This window comes from Kocuria kalidii, assembly GCF_044462225.1.
Classification (GTDB): domain Bacteria; phylum Actinomycetota; class Actinomycetes; order Actinomycetales; family Micrococcaceae; genus Kocuria; species Kocuria kalidii.
Map to the genome: position 1 here is coordinate 16,265 of NZ_JBISWJ010000094.1, position 15,637 is coordinate 31,901.

The window sequence follows — 15,637 nt, forward strand, 5'->3', positions numbered from 1 at the left end:
CCCCGTCGTGGACGACGACGGGGTGGGGTCCGAGCAGGCTCAGCGTCTCCGCCGGGCGCTGGACGTGGCCGGCATCGGAGTAGGGGTGTTGTGGTTGCACTACTTCCGGCTCGGAGGGGAAGTGGGGGAGGTGGAGATCGACGCCTATCTCCACCACGCCCTCGGGATGCCGCGCTGGGAACGCGACCTGCTGGCCCGTGCGGCCAACGAGCTCATCGACCACGGGGCCGGTGGCCACGCCCCGTACTCCTGGGAGCTGCTCCACGGCGAGAGGAAGGAGACGGCCGACGGCCAAAAGAAGGAGACGGCCGACGGCGAAAGCAAGGAGACGGCCGACGGGGCAGGTGGGGCCGACGGCGACGGGGGCCCGGACGGCACTGCACCGTAGGGGGACGATCTCCCCGGAGCGGGCCCACCGTGCCGCCTCATCACTGGACGGACCGGGAGTATCCTGGAGTGCCAGGACAGTCATCGAGCGGATCATCCCCTGTGCTCCCAGCCGCCGGGGAACGTGGAGCGGGTCCGTGGGACCGGGGAGGTCACCGTGGAAATCGAGTTCTCGGGCACGGAGCTGACCACCGTCTTCGCCCGTATCCAGGGGATGCTGCTCAGCCAGGAGAGCGCGACGTCGGCGGTGGAGCAGTTGGCCCGAGTCGCCCAGGACGTGGTGGACTCCGCGATCGGGGCCGGGGCCTCGCTGATCAACGACCAGGGGCACACGATGTCCGCCGGCACCACGGATGCGGTCGCTCAGACCGCCGACACCTTGCAGTACGAACTCGGCGAGGGCCCGTGCCTGAGCGCGTGGGCCACCGAGGCCCTGCAACGGGTGGATGACACGGCCACCGAGACCCGGTGGCGGGGCTGGTGCGCGGGGGTTCTCCCGTTGGGGATCCGCTCGGCGATGAGCGCTCCGATGCTGTACAGGGACCACTGCATCGGGGCGCTGAAGGTCTACACCACCACCGCTGACGGGTTCACCGCCGCGGACGAGCGGCGGTTGAGCCTGCTGGCGGCGGCGGCCGCGACGCTGCTCGGTGCCGCGCAGACCTCCGAGGCCCCGCACCAGCTCAGCCAGGCCCTGCGCACGGCCCTGACGGACCGCGCCACGGTGGACGTGGCGACCGGGATCGTGATGGAACGCCGCGGTCTGGATCAGCACCACGCCCGGGTCGCGCTGCTGAAGACCTCCCGGGCCGAAGGGCGTCCCCTGCTCGAGATCGCCCGGGCGGTCCTGGACCCTTCCCTCGACACGAACTCCTAGCGGTGGTGGATGATGCCATGGCCCGCGAACAGGCCCGCCAGTTGCGCCAGGCCATCCGCCGTGCCGGGATCGCCCGGGAACAGTTGTGGTTGCACTATTTCAGCCTCGGTGGGGAGGCAGGGGAGACCGAGGTCGATGCCTATCTGCACCAGTCCTTCAGCCTGCCGCCCTTCCAGCGGGATCTGCTGGCCCATGCGGCCAATGAGCTGATCGCCCGGATCCCCCCGCCACAGGCCCCCTACGCCTCGGATCTCGTCGACGGTGACAACGCCGATGACGACAACCTGGGAGCGCAGTGAGCCTGCCCTCGGGCATCGTGGAGCAGGGCATCGGCGGATCTGCCGGACACGGGAACATGGGCTTCGATCAGGCGCCCACCGTGCCTGCCGCCACCTCGGTGACCGGAACCATGCCGGCTGACCGTCCCCGGCGCGGAGAGCCTGCCGATCATGGTTCGGGTCCGGGGTCCTTCAGAACGTGGTCGGCGGTCTGGGCGAGGGTCTGACGCTGGTCGCGGGCGGTGTCCAGCAGGCTGGTGCGGGCGGTGGCTTCCGGCAGGTTCCGGCGTTCCATCAGCACGCCCACGGCGCGTTCGATCCGATCCCGATCCGACACGGCCTCCTGCAAAGTGCTGGTGCCGCGCCGGATGCGGTCCACCCCGAGCAGCACCGCCACCGGGCCGGCGAGCAGACCCAGCAGGTGCTCCTCGTGGTCGGTGAAGGCGTGGGGCTCGGTGGCATAGACCTCCAGCGCTCCGATCTCGTGACCCTCGACCACCAGCGGAACGCTGAGCACCGAACGAAGGCCCCCCTCGGCCACCGCCCGGGCCCACACCGGCCACCGGGGATCCGTGGCGGTGTCGGCGACGTACTGCGGGCTCACGGTGTCCCAGGCGCGCAGGCACGGTCCGGCCCCGAGTTCGAACTGCAGCGCGTTGGCCGCCACCACCGCCTCATCGGTGGCCGCGGCCGTGGTGCACTGCCCGTCCTCGTCGACGAGGCTGATCCCCGCCCCGGCCGCCAAGGGGATCAGTTCCTGGGCCACCTCCACCAGCCGGTCCACGGCCTCGGCGGCGGTGGCCGCCTGCAGGACTACGCCCTGCACACGGGCCAGAGCGGGGTCGAGCCCGGCCAGGGGCGAATCCGGTTCCATCAGTACTCCTCCGACAAGCCCGTCAGCCCTGGAAGCGGCCTGCCCTCCGGGCAGGCCTCCCGCCTGCCGACACCACCATTGTCCTCCCAGGCCGTGGCGCCGACAGCACCGGGGCCGGACTTGGCCAAAGCACATCCCCACGTCGTCCGGCGGGCGGGCGATCCCGCGCCAGGTGGTAGGGGAAGATTCGTGGGGTCCGGCCGACAGGCGCCTGCCGGTGACGCCGCCGCAGCAGGGGTCCACGGTGCCGTGCACGACACCGGCTGACCCCTGATGTTCACCCGCGCACAGCTTCCCGGTCAGGGGCTGCCTCTCTACTGTTGAAGGCGGACGACCGATGGAGCGCGTCACCCCCCCGGACGGTCCCTTCCGGGAGAACTGCTGTCCAGGAGGTCACCCGCCATGAGCGTGTTGAGCACTTTCACCCAGGCCGACCCCGTGTGCGCAGCGGGATCGGCCTCCGAGAAGACCCCTGCCCGGCTGCGCCGCTACCGGATGCTCGCAGACCGGCCCGGCCTGAAGCTGCGCGCCGGCGAGCTGGTGCTGTGCATCGACTACGAGTACGCCCCGCACCAGGCGCTCGTGCCGGTGCGTTGCGAGGCCGATGACTACGCCCCCGGCGCGTTGCTGGCGCGGGCGGACGTGGAGTTCCTGGGACAGTCCGACGAGGTGTTCGGCGCCATGTCCTGGGGCAAGCCCGGGGGCCGGTCCTGATGTCCGCATCCGTCGATGCGGAGCGTGACGTGACGCGCCGCACCTGTGAGCTGCCATAAGGATGACCGTGTACGGGACTGTTCCCGGGATCGTGCGACGCGGATGCCGCCCACTGGGGTGCGCCACTCGTTGTTCCAGCGGGTCATGGATCAGTTCCTGCCGGCCTCGCGGTCCGGATCTGTTGGACGGCGCGTATGCCCAGGGTGCTGGGGCGCCCAGCAGCTGGCGCGGTCGTCGCTGGGGTCGTCAGTGGGGGAGCTGGCGGAGGAGATCCGGCGCGTCGTCATAGCGGTGTTCCTCGACGATCCGGCCTGTGGGCCCGAACCGGCAGAACAACGCCAGCGGGAACCGCACCCGGCGTCCGCTCGGCGGGAGATTCCCGGTGGCCGGCACGAGGGGACCGGCGTGAACTCCGGAGATCGTGATCTCCGCCGCCACGCAGTCCTGGTCGCCCACGATCCGCGTCAGCTCGGAGGTCACGTTGGGCACCGCGATCATGTAGGCCAAGGTGTCGTCCTGGACGGCTTTGCGCCCCTGCAGCGGCTCCCTGTAGGACGGGTGGCTGACGCAGGCGTCCTCTGCATACAGGGCGGCGACTCCGACGGCGTCGTGGGCGTTGAACGCCTCCGACCACTGCCTGATCACGTGCAGGCGTCCCCTGCCGCGGCCGAGCTCGTCACCGGCGCAGTCCGGTTCTCGTGGCCGGATGCATCACCCGCCCCCTGCTCCTGCGACCGTTCGAGCACGTCGTGCGTACACGTGGCCCTGCTCGGCCCTGCCGTACGTGGTCAGCCCTGCAGCTCCGCCCACAGGGCCCGGACCCGGTCGTCGAGCTCCTGCACGACGGCCTCGACCTGTTCCGGGCCTGCGTCCTGGAGGTCGGCCACGTCCCAGTGCTGGTGAACGGTGTGCTCGTAGACCGCCACGGCGTCCGGAGACCCGAAGGTGATCACCCGGTCGGCGGCGCGCACCACGTCATCGGTCACCGGCTTCGGATACACCTGCCCCGCCTCCACACCGCGCGCAGCCAGTGCCTCCAGCGCCCGGGGATCCACAGCAGGCCCGGGGAGGACTCCGGCCGAGCGCACCTCCACGGTGTCCTGGGCATAGTGAGCCAGCAGCGCCGCGGCGATCTGCGCCGGCCCGGTGTCGTGCACGCCGACGAACAACACCTGCACGACCCCTGAAGCGTCCCGGTCCTTGGCGTGGGCCAGGGCGGCCAGCCGGTTGTCGGCGAAGTGCCCGGCCATCGAGGCGAGATAGGTGCGCACCCTCGCCGTACGGGCCAGCGTCGCGTACGACTCGAAGACGACCCGTTCGACCAGCTCCGGAGGAAACACCCCCGCGTAGCGTTCGGCCAGATGCTCCACGGTGCGCGCCAGCACCCGGGTGTCCAGGGGCTGAGCCGCCTCGGCCGGAGCAGTGGGCTCGGTGGGCTCGCTCATGCCGGCTCCTGACGTGGGTCCGTCACGGTGCTGGCGGTGCTGTCCGGCCGCAGAGCCTGGGCCGGGGCCTCGATCTCGGCTGCGAACCCGGGGTCCCGGTCGGTGAGGTGTTCGGCGGCCCGGTGCAGTCCCCGCGGGTCCTGCAGATCGATCTCCTGCTCGGTCATGGCATCCCCCTGGGCTGACTGCCCATCACGGCTTCTCGTTCCGGCCGCCACGGCGACTCCGCTGCACGGAGCTGCCGGTGCGACATAGTCGTGGTGTGCCAGCACCTTGCGGCGACCCGCCACAATCCGGTTCCCCGTGACAACCGTTCCAGGACCACGAGGGGCGCAGGCGGGCTTCGCCCGATGGGCCCTGTCCTGGCACTGGCATCGTGCCGGCACAGTCCCAGTGTGCGTCCCGGTGATGACCTTCAGGTGACCACCGGATGGACAGAAAGTGACGCATGTCACGTGACTGGGACGAACAGTGGCACGTCGCGGGTGCCATACCCGTCGAGTGTGGGAATGTCAGCGACCACCGCTGGGCGGCCCCCATGGTGGTCGGGTGGATCGGCATCCAGTGCGCGACGCCGAGAGGGGTCACGGTCGGCACGTGGTCCGACAGCGGCCGTCGAGCCGCGGGAGTTGCTCGACCGTTCCAGGTTCAATCCGGCCAGGACGGCCTGCGTTCCGCGGCGCGACGACCCGTTGCGTCGAACCGTCCGGATGACCGCCTGGCTTGCTGCTCAGGGCTGCTGACCCTCGCGCTTTCCACTCTGTCCCCCGTCCCGGTCCTCGTGACCGCTGCTGCTGGTCACCGGGCACTGAGCCACGAACCCTTCGACGGAGAACCGGGGAGTGCCGTGCACGTCGAGGGGGAGCTCGGGGCTGAACCAGAACGGCTGTGGCCGGCGATGACGACGCGCGAAGGACTCGCCGCGCGGGTAGGGGGCGTGGGCGGTGAGCTGCACGACGGGGGAGGCGTCAGCGTCACCGACAACGCCTCGGGTCGGATCCGGCGGTGTGGGCCGAAGGTGGCCGCGCGGACCGACTGGGGCTCCGAAGGGTCCCACTCCGTGGTGGAGGGGCGGCTCTCCCCGACCAGCACGGGCCCGGCGCTGACCCTGGTGCACACGACGCCCGATGGCCGGGACGAGCACTGGGACACCTGCAGAAGCGCGCAGCGGCCCCGGTCGCTGCTGCCTCCGGGGGGCAGGCCCCGCGGTGACCCTGTCCCCGACCCCTGGCACATTGGTAACCGGTTGGTTACCATAAGTGTCGTGGACGTGTTCATGGCCCTGGGGGACCCGGTGCGGCGTGACCTGCTGCGGCGACTGGCCGAGGGATCGGCGCGGGTGGTCGACCTCGCGGCCGATCACGACATCAGTCGCCCGGCGGTCAGCAGGCACCTGAAGGTGCTCGGTGACGCGGGCCTGGTGGCCGGGACCACGCGGGGCCGTGAACGCCACTACGTGCTGGTGCCCTCCGCCCTGGAACCGGTCGCCACCCTTCTGGAGGAGCTCAGCGACCGGACGCCACGGATCCCGGAGCACGTCCTGGACGGTTTGGACCTCGAGGTCCGCCGCACCACCCGTGACCGCGCCGTTGACCGGCAGGCCCGGCAGCCGCGCACCGAGAGGAAGGATGCAGGATGACGACACCACAGGCCACCGGCCGGCCCGAGACCCGCGAGGACGGTGACTGGATCGTGCTCACCCGCCACTTCGACGCCCCCGTCGAGGACGTGTGGGCCGCCGTCACGGAGTCCGATCGCCTCGGGCGCTGGATCGGCACCTGGACCGGCGACCCGGCCTCCGGCAGCGTCACCTTCCGGATGACCGCCGAGGACGGCATGCCGGAGGAGGTGCACCACATCGAGGCCTGCGAGCCCCCGCGGCTGCTGCGCACGCGCGCACGCGGCGAGGGCCTCGATGGGCAGGACCACGACTGGAGGGTGGAGATCCGCCTCACCGAGGACGGTGGCGGCACGACGCTGCACTTCGGCCAGATCCTGCCGAAACCGGAGTGGGCGCACAACATCGGGCCCGGCTGGGACTACTACCTGGACCGGCTCGTGGCGGCCGAGACGGGCGGGGACGTCGCCGCGATCGACTTCGAGCGCGACTACTACCCCGCCCTGGTCCCGGCATACGAGCAACGCTTCCCGGCCGCGCCCGAGCAGCCGTGACCGGCCGACGTGCGGTCACGGGTCCGGCCGCAGGCCACGGGCTGCCCGATCAGCTGCCGGTCCGTCCGTGGCCGACGGCCGGCTGAGCGGCGCAAGGTGGACCGCTGGACCGGTGGTCCGGTGAGGTGCCGGCAAGCGGATCATCGTCACGGACGCGTGAGGCCGGTGGGCCTGGTCGTGTGAGGGACGTGGTGGCCTGCTCGGTGCGGTCCGTGCTGGTGTCGGCAGGGGTCGTCCATTGCGCCCGGAGCACCAGGTTCCGGGCGGAGGCGCCATCCGGGTGCAGGCGGCGGAGAAGCCTCTACGGTTCAGGCCGGAACGGGACTGTTCTTCTGCCGGTGGCGCAGGTCGACGACGCCCACGGCCAGGGCACTGAGCAGGATCAGCCCGATCAGCCCGAATCCGACGACGATGGCCTGAGCCCAGTCCGCTCGGGGCAGCACGGTGAAGGACACCGCCGTGATGACGGCGATGCCGATGGAGGTGCCGATGCGCTGACCGGTCTGCATGATCCCACCGGAACTGCCGGCGTACTCCAGGGGGACCTCGGCCAGGGTGAGGGTCTGGTTGGGGCTCACCACCGCACCCTGCCCCAGCCCGACGAAGGTGAGGGTGGCCAGGAGCCACCACTCGCTGCCGATCCCGCGGTCCTCCAGGGCGATGACGAGCACGCTCAGTGCGAGGCCGAGCAGCACACTGAGCATCCCGCCCACCACGACCTTCCGGCCGAGACGGAGCACGTGCCGGCCGGCCCAGTTGGCTGCGAACGCGCTGGCGACGGCGTTGGGCAGTCCGATCAGGCCGCTCTCCAGCGCGGTGTGTCCGAGCCCCTGCTGCATGTACAGGGCGAGGAGCACCCACACACTGGTGACACCGAGGAAGTAGAGCCCGATCAGGGTCGTTCCGTTGGAGAAGCTGCGGACCCGGAAGATCGCCAGGTCGACCATCGGACTGTGGCCGCCGGCCTTGTACCGGCGCTCCCACAGCGTCCACGTCATGAGCAGTGCAGCACCGACCGGCAACAGCGCCCACAGCCAGGCCGATGCCGCAGCCCGCGCCTCGATGAACGGCAGCAGGAGGGCCAGGATCGCCGAACCCAGCAGGAGAGCGCCGACGGGATCCAGTTTCCGCAGTGCCTCCCCGGCCGTTCTGCCGTGCTGCGGATTCAGCAGTGGCCGGGGGAACCACACGAACGCCAGCACCAGGGCGAGCAGACCCACGGGCACGTTGACGAAGAAGATCCACCGCCATCCGTCCGCAGGGCCACCGAGGTGGATGAGCAGTCCGCCGAGCAACGGGCCGACTCCCACCGAGATGCCCACCACGCTGCCGAACATGCCGAAGGCCTTGCCCCGCTCCGGTCCGCGGAAGTACTGCTGGATCATGCCCACACCCTGCGGATTGAGCAACCCGGAGCCCAGGCCCTGCACGAACCGGGCAACGGTGAGCACCACCGGGTCGGTGGCGAACCCGGCCGCCATCGACGCGAGGGTGAAGACGGCCACCCCCAGGATGAACAGGAAGCCGCGGCCGAAGATGTCCCCGGCCCGCCCGGCCGCCACCAGCACCACGCCGAAGGTGAGTGCGTACCCGGAGAGGACCCACTGGATCTGGGCCTGGCTGGCGCCCAGCCCCTCCTGGATCGAGGGCAGACTCACGTTCACGATGCTCACCCCCACCAGCGACATGAAGATCGCCACGAGCAGCACCGCCAGGATCCGCCAACGCTCCGGGCCGGACTCCTGCGCTCCGGGCTGGTCCTGCGCTGACGAGGTGTCGCGGCCCGGTGCGTCACGGGCCGCTCCTCCCACCGGCCCCGCACCAGGGCATCGCGCCTCGTCGGCGGCAGCGCAGGAGTCCGAGCGCCCGTGACGGTCCATCCCGCAACCACAGTCCTTCCGGCAGTACTTCACTGAGCAGAGAGCTTTCCCAGGGTAGACCCCCGGTCCGGAACGGCTCGCCGTCGTACCGCCGCCGGGGCGAGGACCCGGTCGCTGCGGGGCGGAGGTGCTGTGGTGGGCGGGGCCTCTGCCAGACAGGCATGGACGCCTCCACCGTCCCGACCCGGACGGCGCTTCTGATCCGGAAGACGTCGCAGCGGGATCGCGACGGCAGCACGGACAGGCTGGTCCGGTGCCGGCCGCGGTCGGGGCATCGGGCAGGCCGTGCCCCGTTCCCGCCGACTCCCGAGGCCGCGGCGCCCTCGCCCTCAGCACCAGGTGCGGCCCTGCTCAGCGCAGCATGCCGGACTCCGTGCGTCGATTACCGGACAGTGCCGCTCATGCGGATCTCCGGTCGAAGGTCAGGTGGGTGACCCCGCTGGGCGCCGAGACGGCCTCGATCTCGTACTCCTCCTCCAGCGCCTCCAGCCCGTCCCACACCCGCACGCCACGGCCGAGCACGATCGGCACCTGGACCACGTGCATGTGGTCGACCAGGCCCGCGGCGAGGAAGTCGCGCACGACGGTCGGGCCGCCTCCGACGCGGACGTCCTGTCCCTCGGCCGCCTCCCGGGCGGCGTCGAGCGCCGCGGCCGGTGCGGCGTCGAGGAAGTGGAAGGTGGTGCCGCCCTCCATCTCGATCGAGGGGCGCGGGCGGTGGGTCAGCACGAAGGCCGGCGTGTGGAACGGGGGATTCGGGCCCCACCACCCCCTCCAGTCGGCGTCGTCCTGCCAGCCCGGTGGGCCGAACTTGCCCGCACCCATGATCTCGGCGCCGATGCCCGGCTCGTGCTGCTGGGCGAACGTGTCGTCGACGCCGGTGGTGCCGCCCTGGCGTCCCAGGATCGGGGCGCCGAAGCGGGTGGCGAACATCCACTCGTGCAGCCGTTGGCCGGCGTGCCCCATGGGCGCGTCGAGTGACTGGCCCTCGCCGGTCGCGAAACCGTCCAGGGACATGGAGAGGTTGTGAATGCGGGTCCGTGTCATCTGCTCGCTCCGTCTGCTCGGCTTCGGGTGTGTCGGGGACTGCTGCAGGCCAGATCAGCCGAGTTTATGAGGCGCGGTCAGGCGTCGGAGGGCATGACGTTATGGGTACGGGCCCTGGTGCCCGGTCTCGGCAGGCCCGAGCTCCTGTCCGCACTGCAGTCCGACCAGCACGAGGAGGACGATCCACCCGGTGGCCCGTCAGTGTCCCGCCGGCCGATCACGACGGGCCGGAACGCCGGGTGCGCCAGGCACTTCTCGCCCCCGCCGGCCGGCACGCTGTCGTCGCCGCGGGGAACCGGCTCGCCGGCGTCGAGGACCCGCTGGGTGCGCCCGCCCGACAGCGCTGCGGGCCCTTTCCCTCATCGTGCACTCGCCGACGAGGGCGTCGTGGTCCTTCCGGCGCAGCTGCACATCGCGCAGGGTCCCCTCGTCCCGGCCCGGCAGCCGCTCGACTGTCCCTGCGGGCCCTCCAGTGCTTCGGGGACCGAGGCCGCCGTCGGCACCACCGACTCCGCCACGTCTTCGGCCAGGGACCGTAGCGGGACTCCAGCGGCCGCTGCGACGTGCGGCGATGGCTGGTGGCACACGGTGATCACCGGCTTCTCGAGGACGAGCTGGGCTCTGGCGTTCACGGTCCGGTGCCGCCGACCGCCGCCCTTCGCAGTGCGCCGTGCAGCATCAGCGCCACCCCGCTGAGCAGCGAGACCGCCGCGGTGAGGACGAGCAGCGCCCCCAGTCCCAGGGCAGGGATCGCCGCACCGGCCAGGGCCGGTGCGGCGACCGAGCTGAAGGCCCCCACCACCAGGCAGGCCGTGAACGCTGCGCCTGCGCGGCCGGGCACCAGCTCTGCGGTCCAGACCGCGAGCACCGCCGATCCCGTCATGTACCCCACGCCGAAGATGCCTGCCGAGGCGGCCGTCGCGGTCAGGGAGTCCCCGGCCAGACCGAGGAGCGCCAGCGCCACGCCGACCGTTCCGAGGCACAGCGCGGCGACCCGCAGACTGCCCACGCGCTGCGCGAAGGTCCCGGCCGCCACGCCCACCATGCCGGTGAGCCCGATGGCGGCATAGAGGGCCGGGACGGCCCCCGCCGGGAGGGTGCCGCGGTCGAGGACGTCGGCGGCGTAGGTGAAGTAGACGACGACCACCGCGAAGTAGACGACGGAATAGGCCCCCGGAACCCGCAGCGCTCTGGCCAGCGAGGAGGCACCGGGCTGTCCGTCCGGGCGTGAGGCCGGCTCGGTGCGCGGCACCAGGCGGAGGTTCACGACCGCGGCGGCCACGGCGGCCAGGGCGATGCCGGCCCAGACCAGACGCCACGAGCCCAGCGCGGCGAACACGGCCAGGCCGCCCAGCAGCACCAGTCCGCCGCTGGTGCCGGTCGTGATGATCGCCAACGCTCTGGGCTGCTGCCGCAAGGACACCGCACGGGTCACGATGTCGGAGTAGGGGGCCCAGACCCAGCCGCCCGCGCTGCCGGCCAGGACGACACCGACGGCGAGCAGCCACGGGGACTGCGCCACCGTCACGATCACCGACCCCAGCACCCCGCAGACCCCGCCCACGGTCGTCGGAGCCCGTGAACCGTGACGAGCGGCGAGCGGGCCCGCGAGCAGCAGGCCGGCCAGGTAGCCCGCGAACGTTGCGCTCGCGATGAGGCCGAGCACCAGCTCGGAGAGCCCCAGGTCTTCCCGGATGTCGGGCAGCGTCAGACCGTAGGCGTACCGGGCCATGCCGAAGGCGACCCCGACCACCGCCGCCCCGGCCAGACCGATCCGGCTGCCCGCTGAGAGTGTCATGGATGTCCCTTCATGGCGCGGTGTGCACCGGAGCCGCTGCCGGCCCCCGTGAGTGCGACGGCACGATGCGCTCGGCCCGGGTGCTCATCGGTGTCCGGCGGCACGGGAACCGGACAGCAGCTCGTACCCTCCGCCCGAGCGCGAGGCCGCCCCGATGGCTCGTCAGGGCTCCGGGGTGGCGCCGGACCGCACGACACCCTCGAAGGCACAGAGCCGATGAGCCCGGAGACGACCGGGCCGATCGGAAAGGCCTCGGCGGAACGGGGGGCAGAAGCACGTAGCGGAAGCGCGCCGGCCCGTGGGTGCGGCGGAGCAGCGCCGTGCCGCTGAGCGCCCGAGCTCGCATCGCACCCGTCCGACGTTTCGCCGTTGATAACGCTCGTTACGATACACCAGAACGGACGTTCTGACACGGTGGTCCCTACACTGAAGTGGTGACCACGGCTCAGCGCACTCCCGCGCGCGCACGGCTGCTCCAGGCAGCCGATCGCGTGCTGTTCGACCGTGGCATCCGGGCCACCCCCGTCGATGAGCTGCTGCGCCAGGCGGAGGTCTCCGCGGCCACCCTGTACACGCACTTCGGCAGCAAGGACGCCCTCGTGGCCGAGGCGCTGCGGGTCCGGCTCGCGGACTGGCGGGCGGTCTGGGACCAGCACGTGGTGGCGGCCGACAACGACCTGGCGCGGCTGCTCGCGGTGTTCGACGCACTGGCCTCCTACCGGGGCGACCAGCGCCACCCGGCACGCTGGTGCGCCTTCCTGGCTGCCGCCACCGAGCTTCCCGAGGCACCGGAGGAGATCGGCGACGTCCTGGCCGGCGACACCGCCCTGCTCGCCGAACGCCTCCTGCACCTGTCCCGCCCTCTCGCCGGAGTGCGCGCCCAGGATCTGGCCGATGAGGTGCTCCTGGCCTACAGCGGCACCCTGACCGGTTTCCTCCGCGGGCGCCCCCCATCGCCCATCGACGTCGGCCGCCGTCTGGCCCACTCCGCGGTTCAGGCCCACCTCCGCGACTGACGCCTCGTCCGCGATGCGCGGCGCCGGGCCGGTGCGGAACGCAGCGCTCGGGCCGCCCCGCGGTCGGTCGCCACGGCACGTGGACCGGCGCTGAAGCCTGCGGTCGACGTCGATGGGCGATGGGGCCCGCCCGCACCGTGCGGGCGGCCCCCGGTTCATCGGGCTTCGACGGTGCCCATCATGCCCTGGTCCTCGTGGTCGAGGATGTGGCAGTGATAGACGGTTCTCCCCGGGAAGTCGTCGAAGGCGATGAGGACTTTCACCTGGCTGCGGGCGGGAACGTTCACCACGTCCAGCCACCGGGGTGCGAGGACGTCCCTGTCCCCGTCCTGGACGACCTGCATGGGCCACACATGCAGGTGGACGGGGTGGTCCATGGGGCTGGAGTTGACCAGGGTCCACTCCTCCACGGTCCCGGCCGTCACCGGGGTGTCGACCCGGGCGGGGTCGAACTCCTGGCCGTTGATGGTGAAGCCCATCCCGGTGGTGTCCTCGTCACCGCCCGTCATCGCTCCGCGGCCGCCCATGGTCCCGGACATGCCCATGGCGAAGTCCAGGGTGCGGCGGGCGGTGATCGGCTCTCCGCGCAGATCTCGCAGGGCCTGGCCTGCGGGCACAGGCGTGGGCGTCCGGCCGGGATCCCCGGACACGTCCAGAGTGAGCAGCTCGGTCGGTTCGTCGTCGCCGGGCTCGTTGCCGCTCATCCTGCCGCGGCCCATCATGGCGCCCATGCCTCCGCGGTCCACCGGTGCGGTGATCAGGGCCGAGGAGCCTTCGGTGGTTTCCACGAGAAGTTCGATGCGGTTGCCGGGCGTGATGAGTGCTTCGGTGATCTCCTCGGGGACCGGCAGCCGGCCGAGGTCCCGGCTGAGCAGCCGGACGTGCTGGCCCTCCAGCTGGAGCCGGAGGTACCGGGAGGGGCAGGCGTTGATGATCCGCCACCGCTCCCGTTCCCCCGGGGCGGCGGTGATCTGCGGGCGGACCTGGCCATTGACGAGCACGACCTCGCCTTCCCGGCCCGTCATCTGCTGCATCGGGGAGACGTCGGCGAGGTGGCCGGCGGCGTCCAGGGTCAGGTCCGAGACCACCATGACCCGTTCCCGGGTGACCGGGACCGGTTCGGGGTCCTCCACGACGATGGCCCCGTAGAGTCCGGCGGCGACCTGGTCGGCCACGTGGCCGTGGCGGTGCGGGTGGTACCAGTAGGTGCCCGGCGGGTGGTCGGCGGGCAGGACGAACTCGTAGTCGAAGGACTCGCCGGGGTCGATGCTCAGGAACGGGTTGTCGCCGTTGCCTTCCGGGGAGACGTGCAGTCCGTGCACGTGCAGGTTCGTCGGGGTCTCCATCCGGTTGTGCATCGCCACCCGGACCGTGTCTCCAGGGGCCACACGCAGGGTCGGTCCGGGCAGGGAGCCGTCGAAGGCCTGGAGGGAGGCTTCCCGTCCGCCGATCTGGATCCGTGCCGGGGCGGCGGTCAGCTCGAGCTCCAGGATGCGGTCGCGGCTGGTCAGCACCTGCGGTTCGATCAGCTCCTCGCCACCGGTGTACCCGGTTCCGCCGGTGGTGGTCCACCACAGCCCGGTCCCACCCACGACCGTGGCCCCGGCCCCGGCCGCACCCAGTGCCAGCAGCTGCCGGCGCGTCAGCGGGCTCACCGGCCGTCCTCCTTCAGGGCCCGGAGTCGCTCGCGGTACGCGTCGGTGCTCAGCTCGCCGCGGGTGCGGCGCTCTTCGAGGATCGTCGGCCCCCGGCCACCCCCGGAGCCCGTGCCACGGCCGGAGTCGCATCCGTTGATGTGCGCGGACGGGCCGGAGAAGGCCTGCCCCAGTACGACCACCCCCACGAACCACCGCAGCCCGAAGATCCACATCGGTCCCGTACCACCGCCGTTCACCATCATCGTGCTCCCTGTCTCTCGTCGTGCATGGTCAGCTCGCTGGTGGTCCGTGGGTCTCGTCGCAGCCGGGCAGATCGGTCCTGCCCTCTCGCGTCCCGGGGTGTCCACGACGGGGGCGAGCCGGAGGTCGCCGTCGCTGTCCTCCAGGGGGCCGGAGGAGAGCCGGAAGGTTCGTCCGTGCGCGCCGCTGCGGCAATCATCCAGGCCAGGGCGAAAAAGGCGATCACGGCGATCCCGAGGAAGTTCAGGTCCACTGCGGTGACCGCTTCCAGGAACCCGCCGGTGGGCTGGACCAGTTCGGCGGTCACCGAGAGCAGGCCGGTCCCGCCGATGAGGAAGGCGATGACGACGGACACGCCGGTGACGATGATGTTGTAGTCGAGACTGCGCCGGGCGTCGCCGGTGGCCCGGCTGTAGATGCGGGCCATCATCAGCCCGTCGGCGCTGTCGAAAGCGGTCATGCCGGCGGTGAACAGCACCGGCAGCACCATCGCGGCGTACCAGGGCAGGGACGGGGCCAGGGTCCCGGCCAGCACGAACAGGCTGATGGAGGCGGCGGTGTCCAGGCCCAGGCCGAAGAGGAATCCGACCGGGTACATCTTCACGGGGCGGTCCACCGTGCGGGTGAGCGGGTGCAGCACCCGGTGCAGCACCCCGCGCCGGTTCAGGTGGGTGTGGAACTGGTGCTCGTCGACCGGGCCGCCGCCGGTGGTCCGGCGCAGCCGGTGCAGGGACCGCAGCGCCGGGAGGTTCAGCGCCCCGGCGGTGAGCAGGAACAGCCCGGAAACGGTCCCGCCCCAGATCCCGGCGGCCTGGCGCAGCGTGGAGTCCTCCTCGGCCAGGCCCTTCGTGAAGGTCTCCACGCCCAGGGCCAGCAGGGCCACGGAGGCCACCACCACGGAGGAGTGTCCCAGGGCGAACCAGAACCCGGTGGTCACGGTGGTGCGCCCGCGGGTGAGGAACTGGCGGGTGGCGTTGTCGATGGCGGCGATGTGGTCGGCGTCGAAGGCGTGGCGCACCCCCAGGGCGTAGGCGCCCACGGTCAGCCCGAGCAGGACCCCGGCGTTGGCTCCGGCGGCGGCCTGGGCCGGGAGCAACCAGGCGAACACTGCTCCCCACCCGGCCACGTGCAGACCCAGGACGGTGGCTCCCATGCCGGTGAGGCTGCGGACCTGCCCCCGGGATCGGGTCTCTGTGGTGCGGGTTTCCATGCGGGACCTCTCCTGGGAGACGGGTGCGGGAACGTGCGGAT

Annotated in this window: 18 protein-coding genes; 7 read left to right on the forward strand and 11 right to left on the reverse strand. The window is 71.7% G+C overall.

Annotation, left to right across the window (positions count from 1 at the left end; genetic code table 11):
- Positions 1–7: 7 nt before the first annotated feature.
- From ACH9D3_RS13980 to ACH9D3_RS13990, 3 genes are all read left to right on the forward strand, one after another.
- On the forward strand, positions 8–388 hold the full coding sequence (locus tag ACH9D3_RS13980; protein WP_396411398.1) for a hypothetical protein: 381 nt from the start codon (positions 8–10) through the stop codon (positions 386–388).
- 156 nt (positions 389–544) lie between these two features.
- Complete coding sequence (locus tag ACH9D3_RS13985; protein ID WP_396411399.1) at positions 545–1,264, forward strand: GAF domain-containing protein; 720 nt, start codon at positions 545–547, stop codon at positions 1,262–1,264.
- 17 nt (positions 1,265–1,281) lie between these two features.
- Positions 1,282–1,563, forward strand: a complete 282-nt coding sequence (locus tag ACH9D3_RS13990) for a hypothetical protein (RefSeq protein WP_396398846.1) — start codon at positions 1,282–1,284, stop codon at positions 1,561–1,563.
- A gap of 148 nt (positions 1,564–1,711) precedes the next feature.
- Here the strand turns inward: ACH9D3_RS13990 and ACH9D3_RS13995 are convergent, their stop codons facing one another.
- Positions 1,712–2,416 (reverse strand): GAF domain-containing protein, encoded by a 705-nt coding sequence (locus tag ACH9D3_RS13995; RefSeq protein WP_396411400.1) that lies wholly within the window; start codon positions 2,414–2,416, stop codon positions 1,712–1,714.
- 402 nt (positions 2,417–2,818) lie between these two features.
- Here ACH9D3_RS13995 and ACH9D3_RS14000 point away from each other — a divergent pair, with 402 nt between their 5' ends.
- Complete coding sequence (locus ACH9D3_RS14000; RefSeq protein WP_396411401.1) at positions 2,819–3,130, forward strand: hypothetical protein; 312 nt, start codon at positions 2,819–2,821, stop codon at positions 3,128–3,130.
- A gap of 246 nt (positions 3,131–3,376) precedes the next feature.
- On the opposite strand, the gene ACH9D3_RS14005 is transcribed toward ACH9D3_RS14000, so the two are convergent.
- The 4 genes from ACH9D3_RS14005 to ACH9D3_RS14020 form a co-directional block, all read right to left on the reverse strand.
- Positions 3,377–3,775: a nuclear transport factor 2 family protein gene (locus ACH9D3_RS14005; RefSeq protein WP_396411402.1), complete on the reverse strand. Its 399-nt coding sequence runs from the start codon at positions 3,773–3,775 to the stop codon at positions 3,377–3,379.
- 143 nt (positions 3,776–3,918) lie between these two features.
- Positions 3,919–4,575, reverse strand: a complete 657-nt coding sequence (locus tag ACH9D3_RS14010) for a three-helix bundle dimerization domain-containing protein (protein ID WP_396411403.1) — start codon at positions 4,573–4,575, stop codon at positions 3,919–3,921.
- Entirely contained in the window at positions 4,572–4,742 is a 171-nt protein-coding gene (locus tag ACH9D3_RS14015) for a hypothetical protein (protein ID WP_396411404.1), read from the reverse strand. Before ACH9D3_RS14015 ends, ACH9D3_RS14010 begins: the two co-directional genes overlap by 4 nt.
- Before the next feature lie 563 nt (positions 4,743–5,305).
- On the reverse strand, positions 5,306–5,530 hold the full coding sequence (locus ACH9D3_RS14020) for a hypothetical protein (protein WP_396411405.1): 225 nt from the start codon (positions 5,528–5,530) through the stop codon (positions 5,306–5,308).
- A 309-nt stretch (positions 5,531–5,839) separates the two neighbouring features.
- Here ACH9D3_RS14020 and ACH9D3_RS14025 point away from each other — a divergent pair, with 309 nt between their 5' ends.
- Positions 5,840–6,214 (forward strand): metalloregulator ArsR/SmtB family transcription factor, encoded by a 375-nt coding sequence (locus tag ACH9D3_RS14025; protein WP_396411406.1) that lies wholly within the window; start codon positions 5,840–5,842, stop codon positions 6,212–6,214.
- Positions 6,211–6,747, forward strand: coding sequence for an SRPBCC domain-containing protein (locus tag ACH9D3_RS14030; protein WP_396411407.1), 537 nt, complete (start codon positions 6,211–6,213; stop codon positions 6,745–6,747). Before ACH9D3_RS14025 ends, ACH9D3_RS14030 begins: the two co-directional genes overlap by 4 nt.
- A gap of 308 nt (positions 6,748–7,055) precedes the next feature.
- Here ACH9D3_RS14030 and ACH9D3_RS14035 read toward each other — a convergent pair whose 3' ends face one another.
- From ACH9D3_RS14035 to ACH9D3_RS14045, 3 genes are all read right to left on the reverse strand, one after another.
- A complete protein-coding gene (locus ACH9D3_RS14035) occupies positions 7,056–8,558 on the reverse strand; it encodes an MFS transporter (protein WP_396411408.1) in 1,503 nt (500 codons plus the stop codon).
- Between the two features lie 468 nt (positions 8,559–9,026).
- Positions 9,027–9,674 (reverse strand): dihydrofolate reductase family protein, encoded by a 648-nt coding sequence (locus tag ACH9D3_RS14040; protein ID WP_396411409.1) that lies wholly within the window; start codon positions 9,672–9,674, stop codon positions 9,027–9,029.
- Positions 9,675–10,302: 628 nt separating this feature from the next.
- Positions 10,303–11,472 carry an MFS transporter gene (locus ACH9D3_RS14045; protein WP_396411410.1) on the reverse strand — a complete coding sequence of 390 codons (1,170 nt, stop codon included), beginning with the start codon at positions 11,470–11,472 and terminating at the stop codon, positions 10,303–10,305.
- 434 nt (positions 11,473–11,906) lie between these two features.
- On the opposite strand from ACH9D3_RS14045, the gene ACH9D3_RS14050 reads away from it, so the two are divergent.
- Positions 11,907–12,488 (forward strand): TetR family transcriptional regulator, encoded by a 582-nt coding sequence (locus ACH9D3_RS14050; protein ID WP_396411411.1) that lies wholly within the window; start codon positions 11,907–11,909, stop codon positions 12,486–12,488.
- Between the two features lie 155 nt (positions 12,489–12,643).
- Here ACH9D3_RS14050 and ACH9D3_RS14055 read toward each other — a convergent pair whose 3' ends face one another.
- Genes ACH9D3_RS14055 through ACH9D3_RS14065 form a run of 3 tightly spaced genes read right to left on the reverse strand, consistent with a single transcriptional unit; the run spans position 12,644 to position 15,596 of the window.
- Positions 12,644–14,143: a multicopper oxidase domain-containing protein gene (locus tag ACH9D3_RS14055; protein ID WP_396411412.1), complete on the reverse strand. Its 1,500-nt coding sequence runs from the start codon at positions 14,141–14,143 to the stop codon at positions 12,644–12,646.
- On the reverse strand, positions 14,140–14,388 hold the full coding sequence (locus ACH9D3_RS14060) for an SHOCT domain-containing protein (protein ID WP_396411413.1): 249 nt from the start codon (positions 14,386–14,388) through the stop codon (positions 14,140–14,142). The genes ACH9D3_RS14055 and ACH9D3_RS14060 overlap by 4 nt, the downstream gene beginning before the upstream one ends.
- Complete coding sequence (locus ACH9D3_RS14065; RefSeq protein WP_396411414.1) at positions 14,385–15,596, reverse strand: HoxN/HupN/NixA family nickel/cobalt transporter; 1,212 nt, start codon at positions 15,594–15,596, stop codon at positions 14,385–14,387. The genes ACH9D3_RS14060 and ACH9D3_RS14065 overlap by 4 nt, the downstream gene beginning before the upstream one ends.
- Positions 15,597–15,637: the final 41 nt, after the last annotated feature.

Coding starts and splice junctions, on each gene's coding strand:
- ACH9D3_RS13990 (WP_396398846.1), top strand. CDS start 1,282: ATGGCCCGCGAACAGGCCCGCCAGTTGCGCCAGGCCATCCGCCGTGCC.
- ACH9D3_RS14030 (WP_396411407.1), top strand. CDS start 6,211: ATGACGACACCACAGGCCACCGGCCGGCCCGAGACCCGCGAGGACGGT.
- ACH9D3_RS14040 (WP_396411409.1), bottom strand. CDS start 9,674: ATGACACGGACCCGCATTCACAACCTCTCCATGTCCCTGGACGGTTTC.
- ACH9D3_RS14065 (WP_396411414.1), bottom strand. CDS start 15,596: ATGGAAACCCGCACCACAGAGACCCGATCCCGGGGGCAGGTCCGCAGC.
- ACH9D3_RS13995 (WP_396411400.1), bottom strand. CDS start 2,416: ATGGAACCGGATTCGCCCCTGGCCGGGCTCGACCCCGCTCTGGCCCGT.
- ACH9D3_RS14015 (WP_396411404.1), bottom strand. CDS start 4,742: ATGACCGAGCAGGAGATCGATCTGCAGGACCCGCGGGGACTGCACCGG.
- ACH9D3_RS14000 (WP_396411401.1), top strand. CDS start 2,819: ATGAGCGTGTTGAGCACTTTCACCCAGGCCGACCCCGTGTGCGCAGCG.
- ACH9D3_RS14060 (WP_396411413.1), bottom strand. CDS start 14,388: ATGATGGTGAACGGCGGTGGTACGGGACCGATGTGGATCTTCGGGCTG.
- ACH9D3_RS14010 (WP_396411403.1), bottom strand. CDS start 4,575: ATGAGCGAGCCCACCGAGCCCACTGCTCCGGCCGAGGCGGCTCAGCCC.
- ACH9D3_RS14045 (WP_396411410.1), bottom strand. CDS start 11,472: ATGACACTCTCAGCGGGCAGCCGGATCGGTCTGGCCGGGGCGGCGGTG.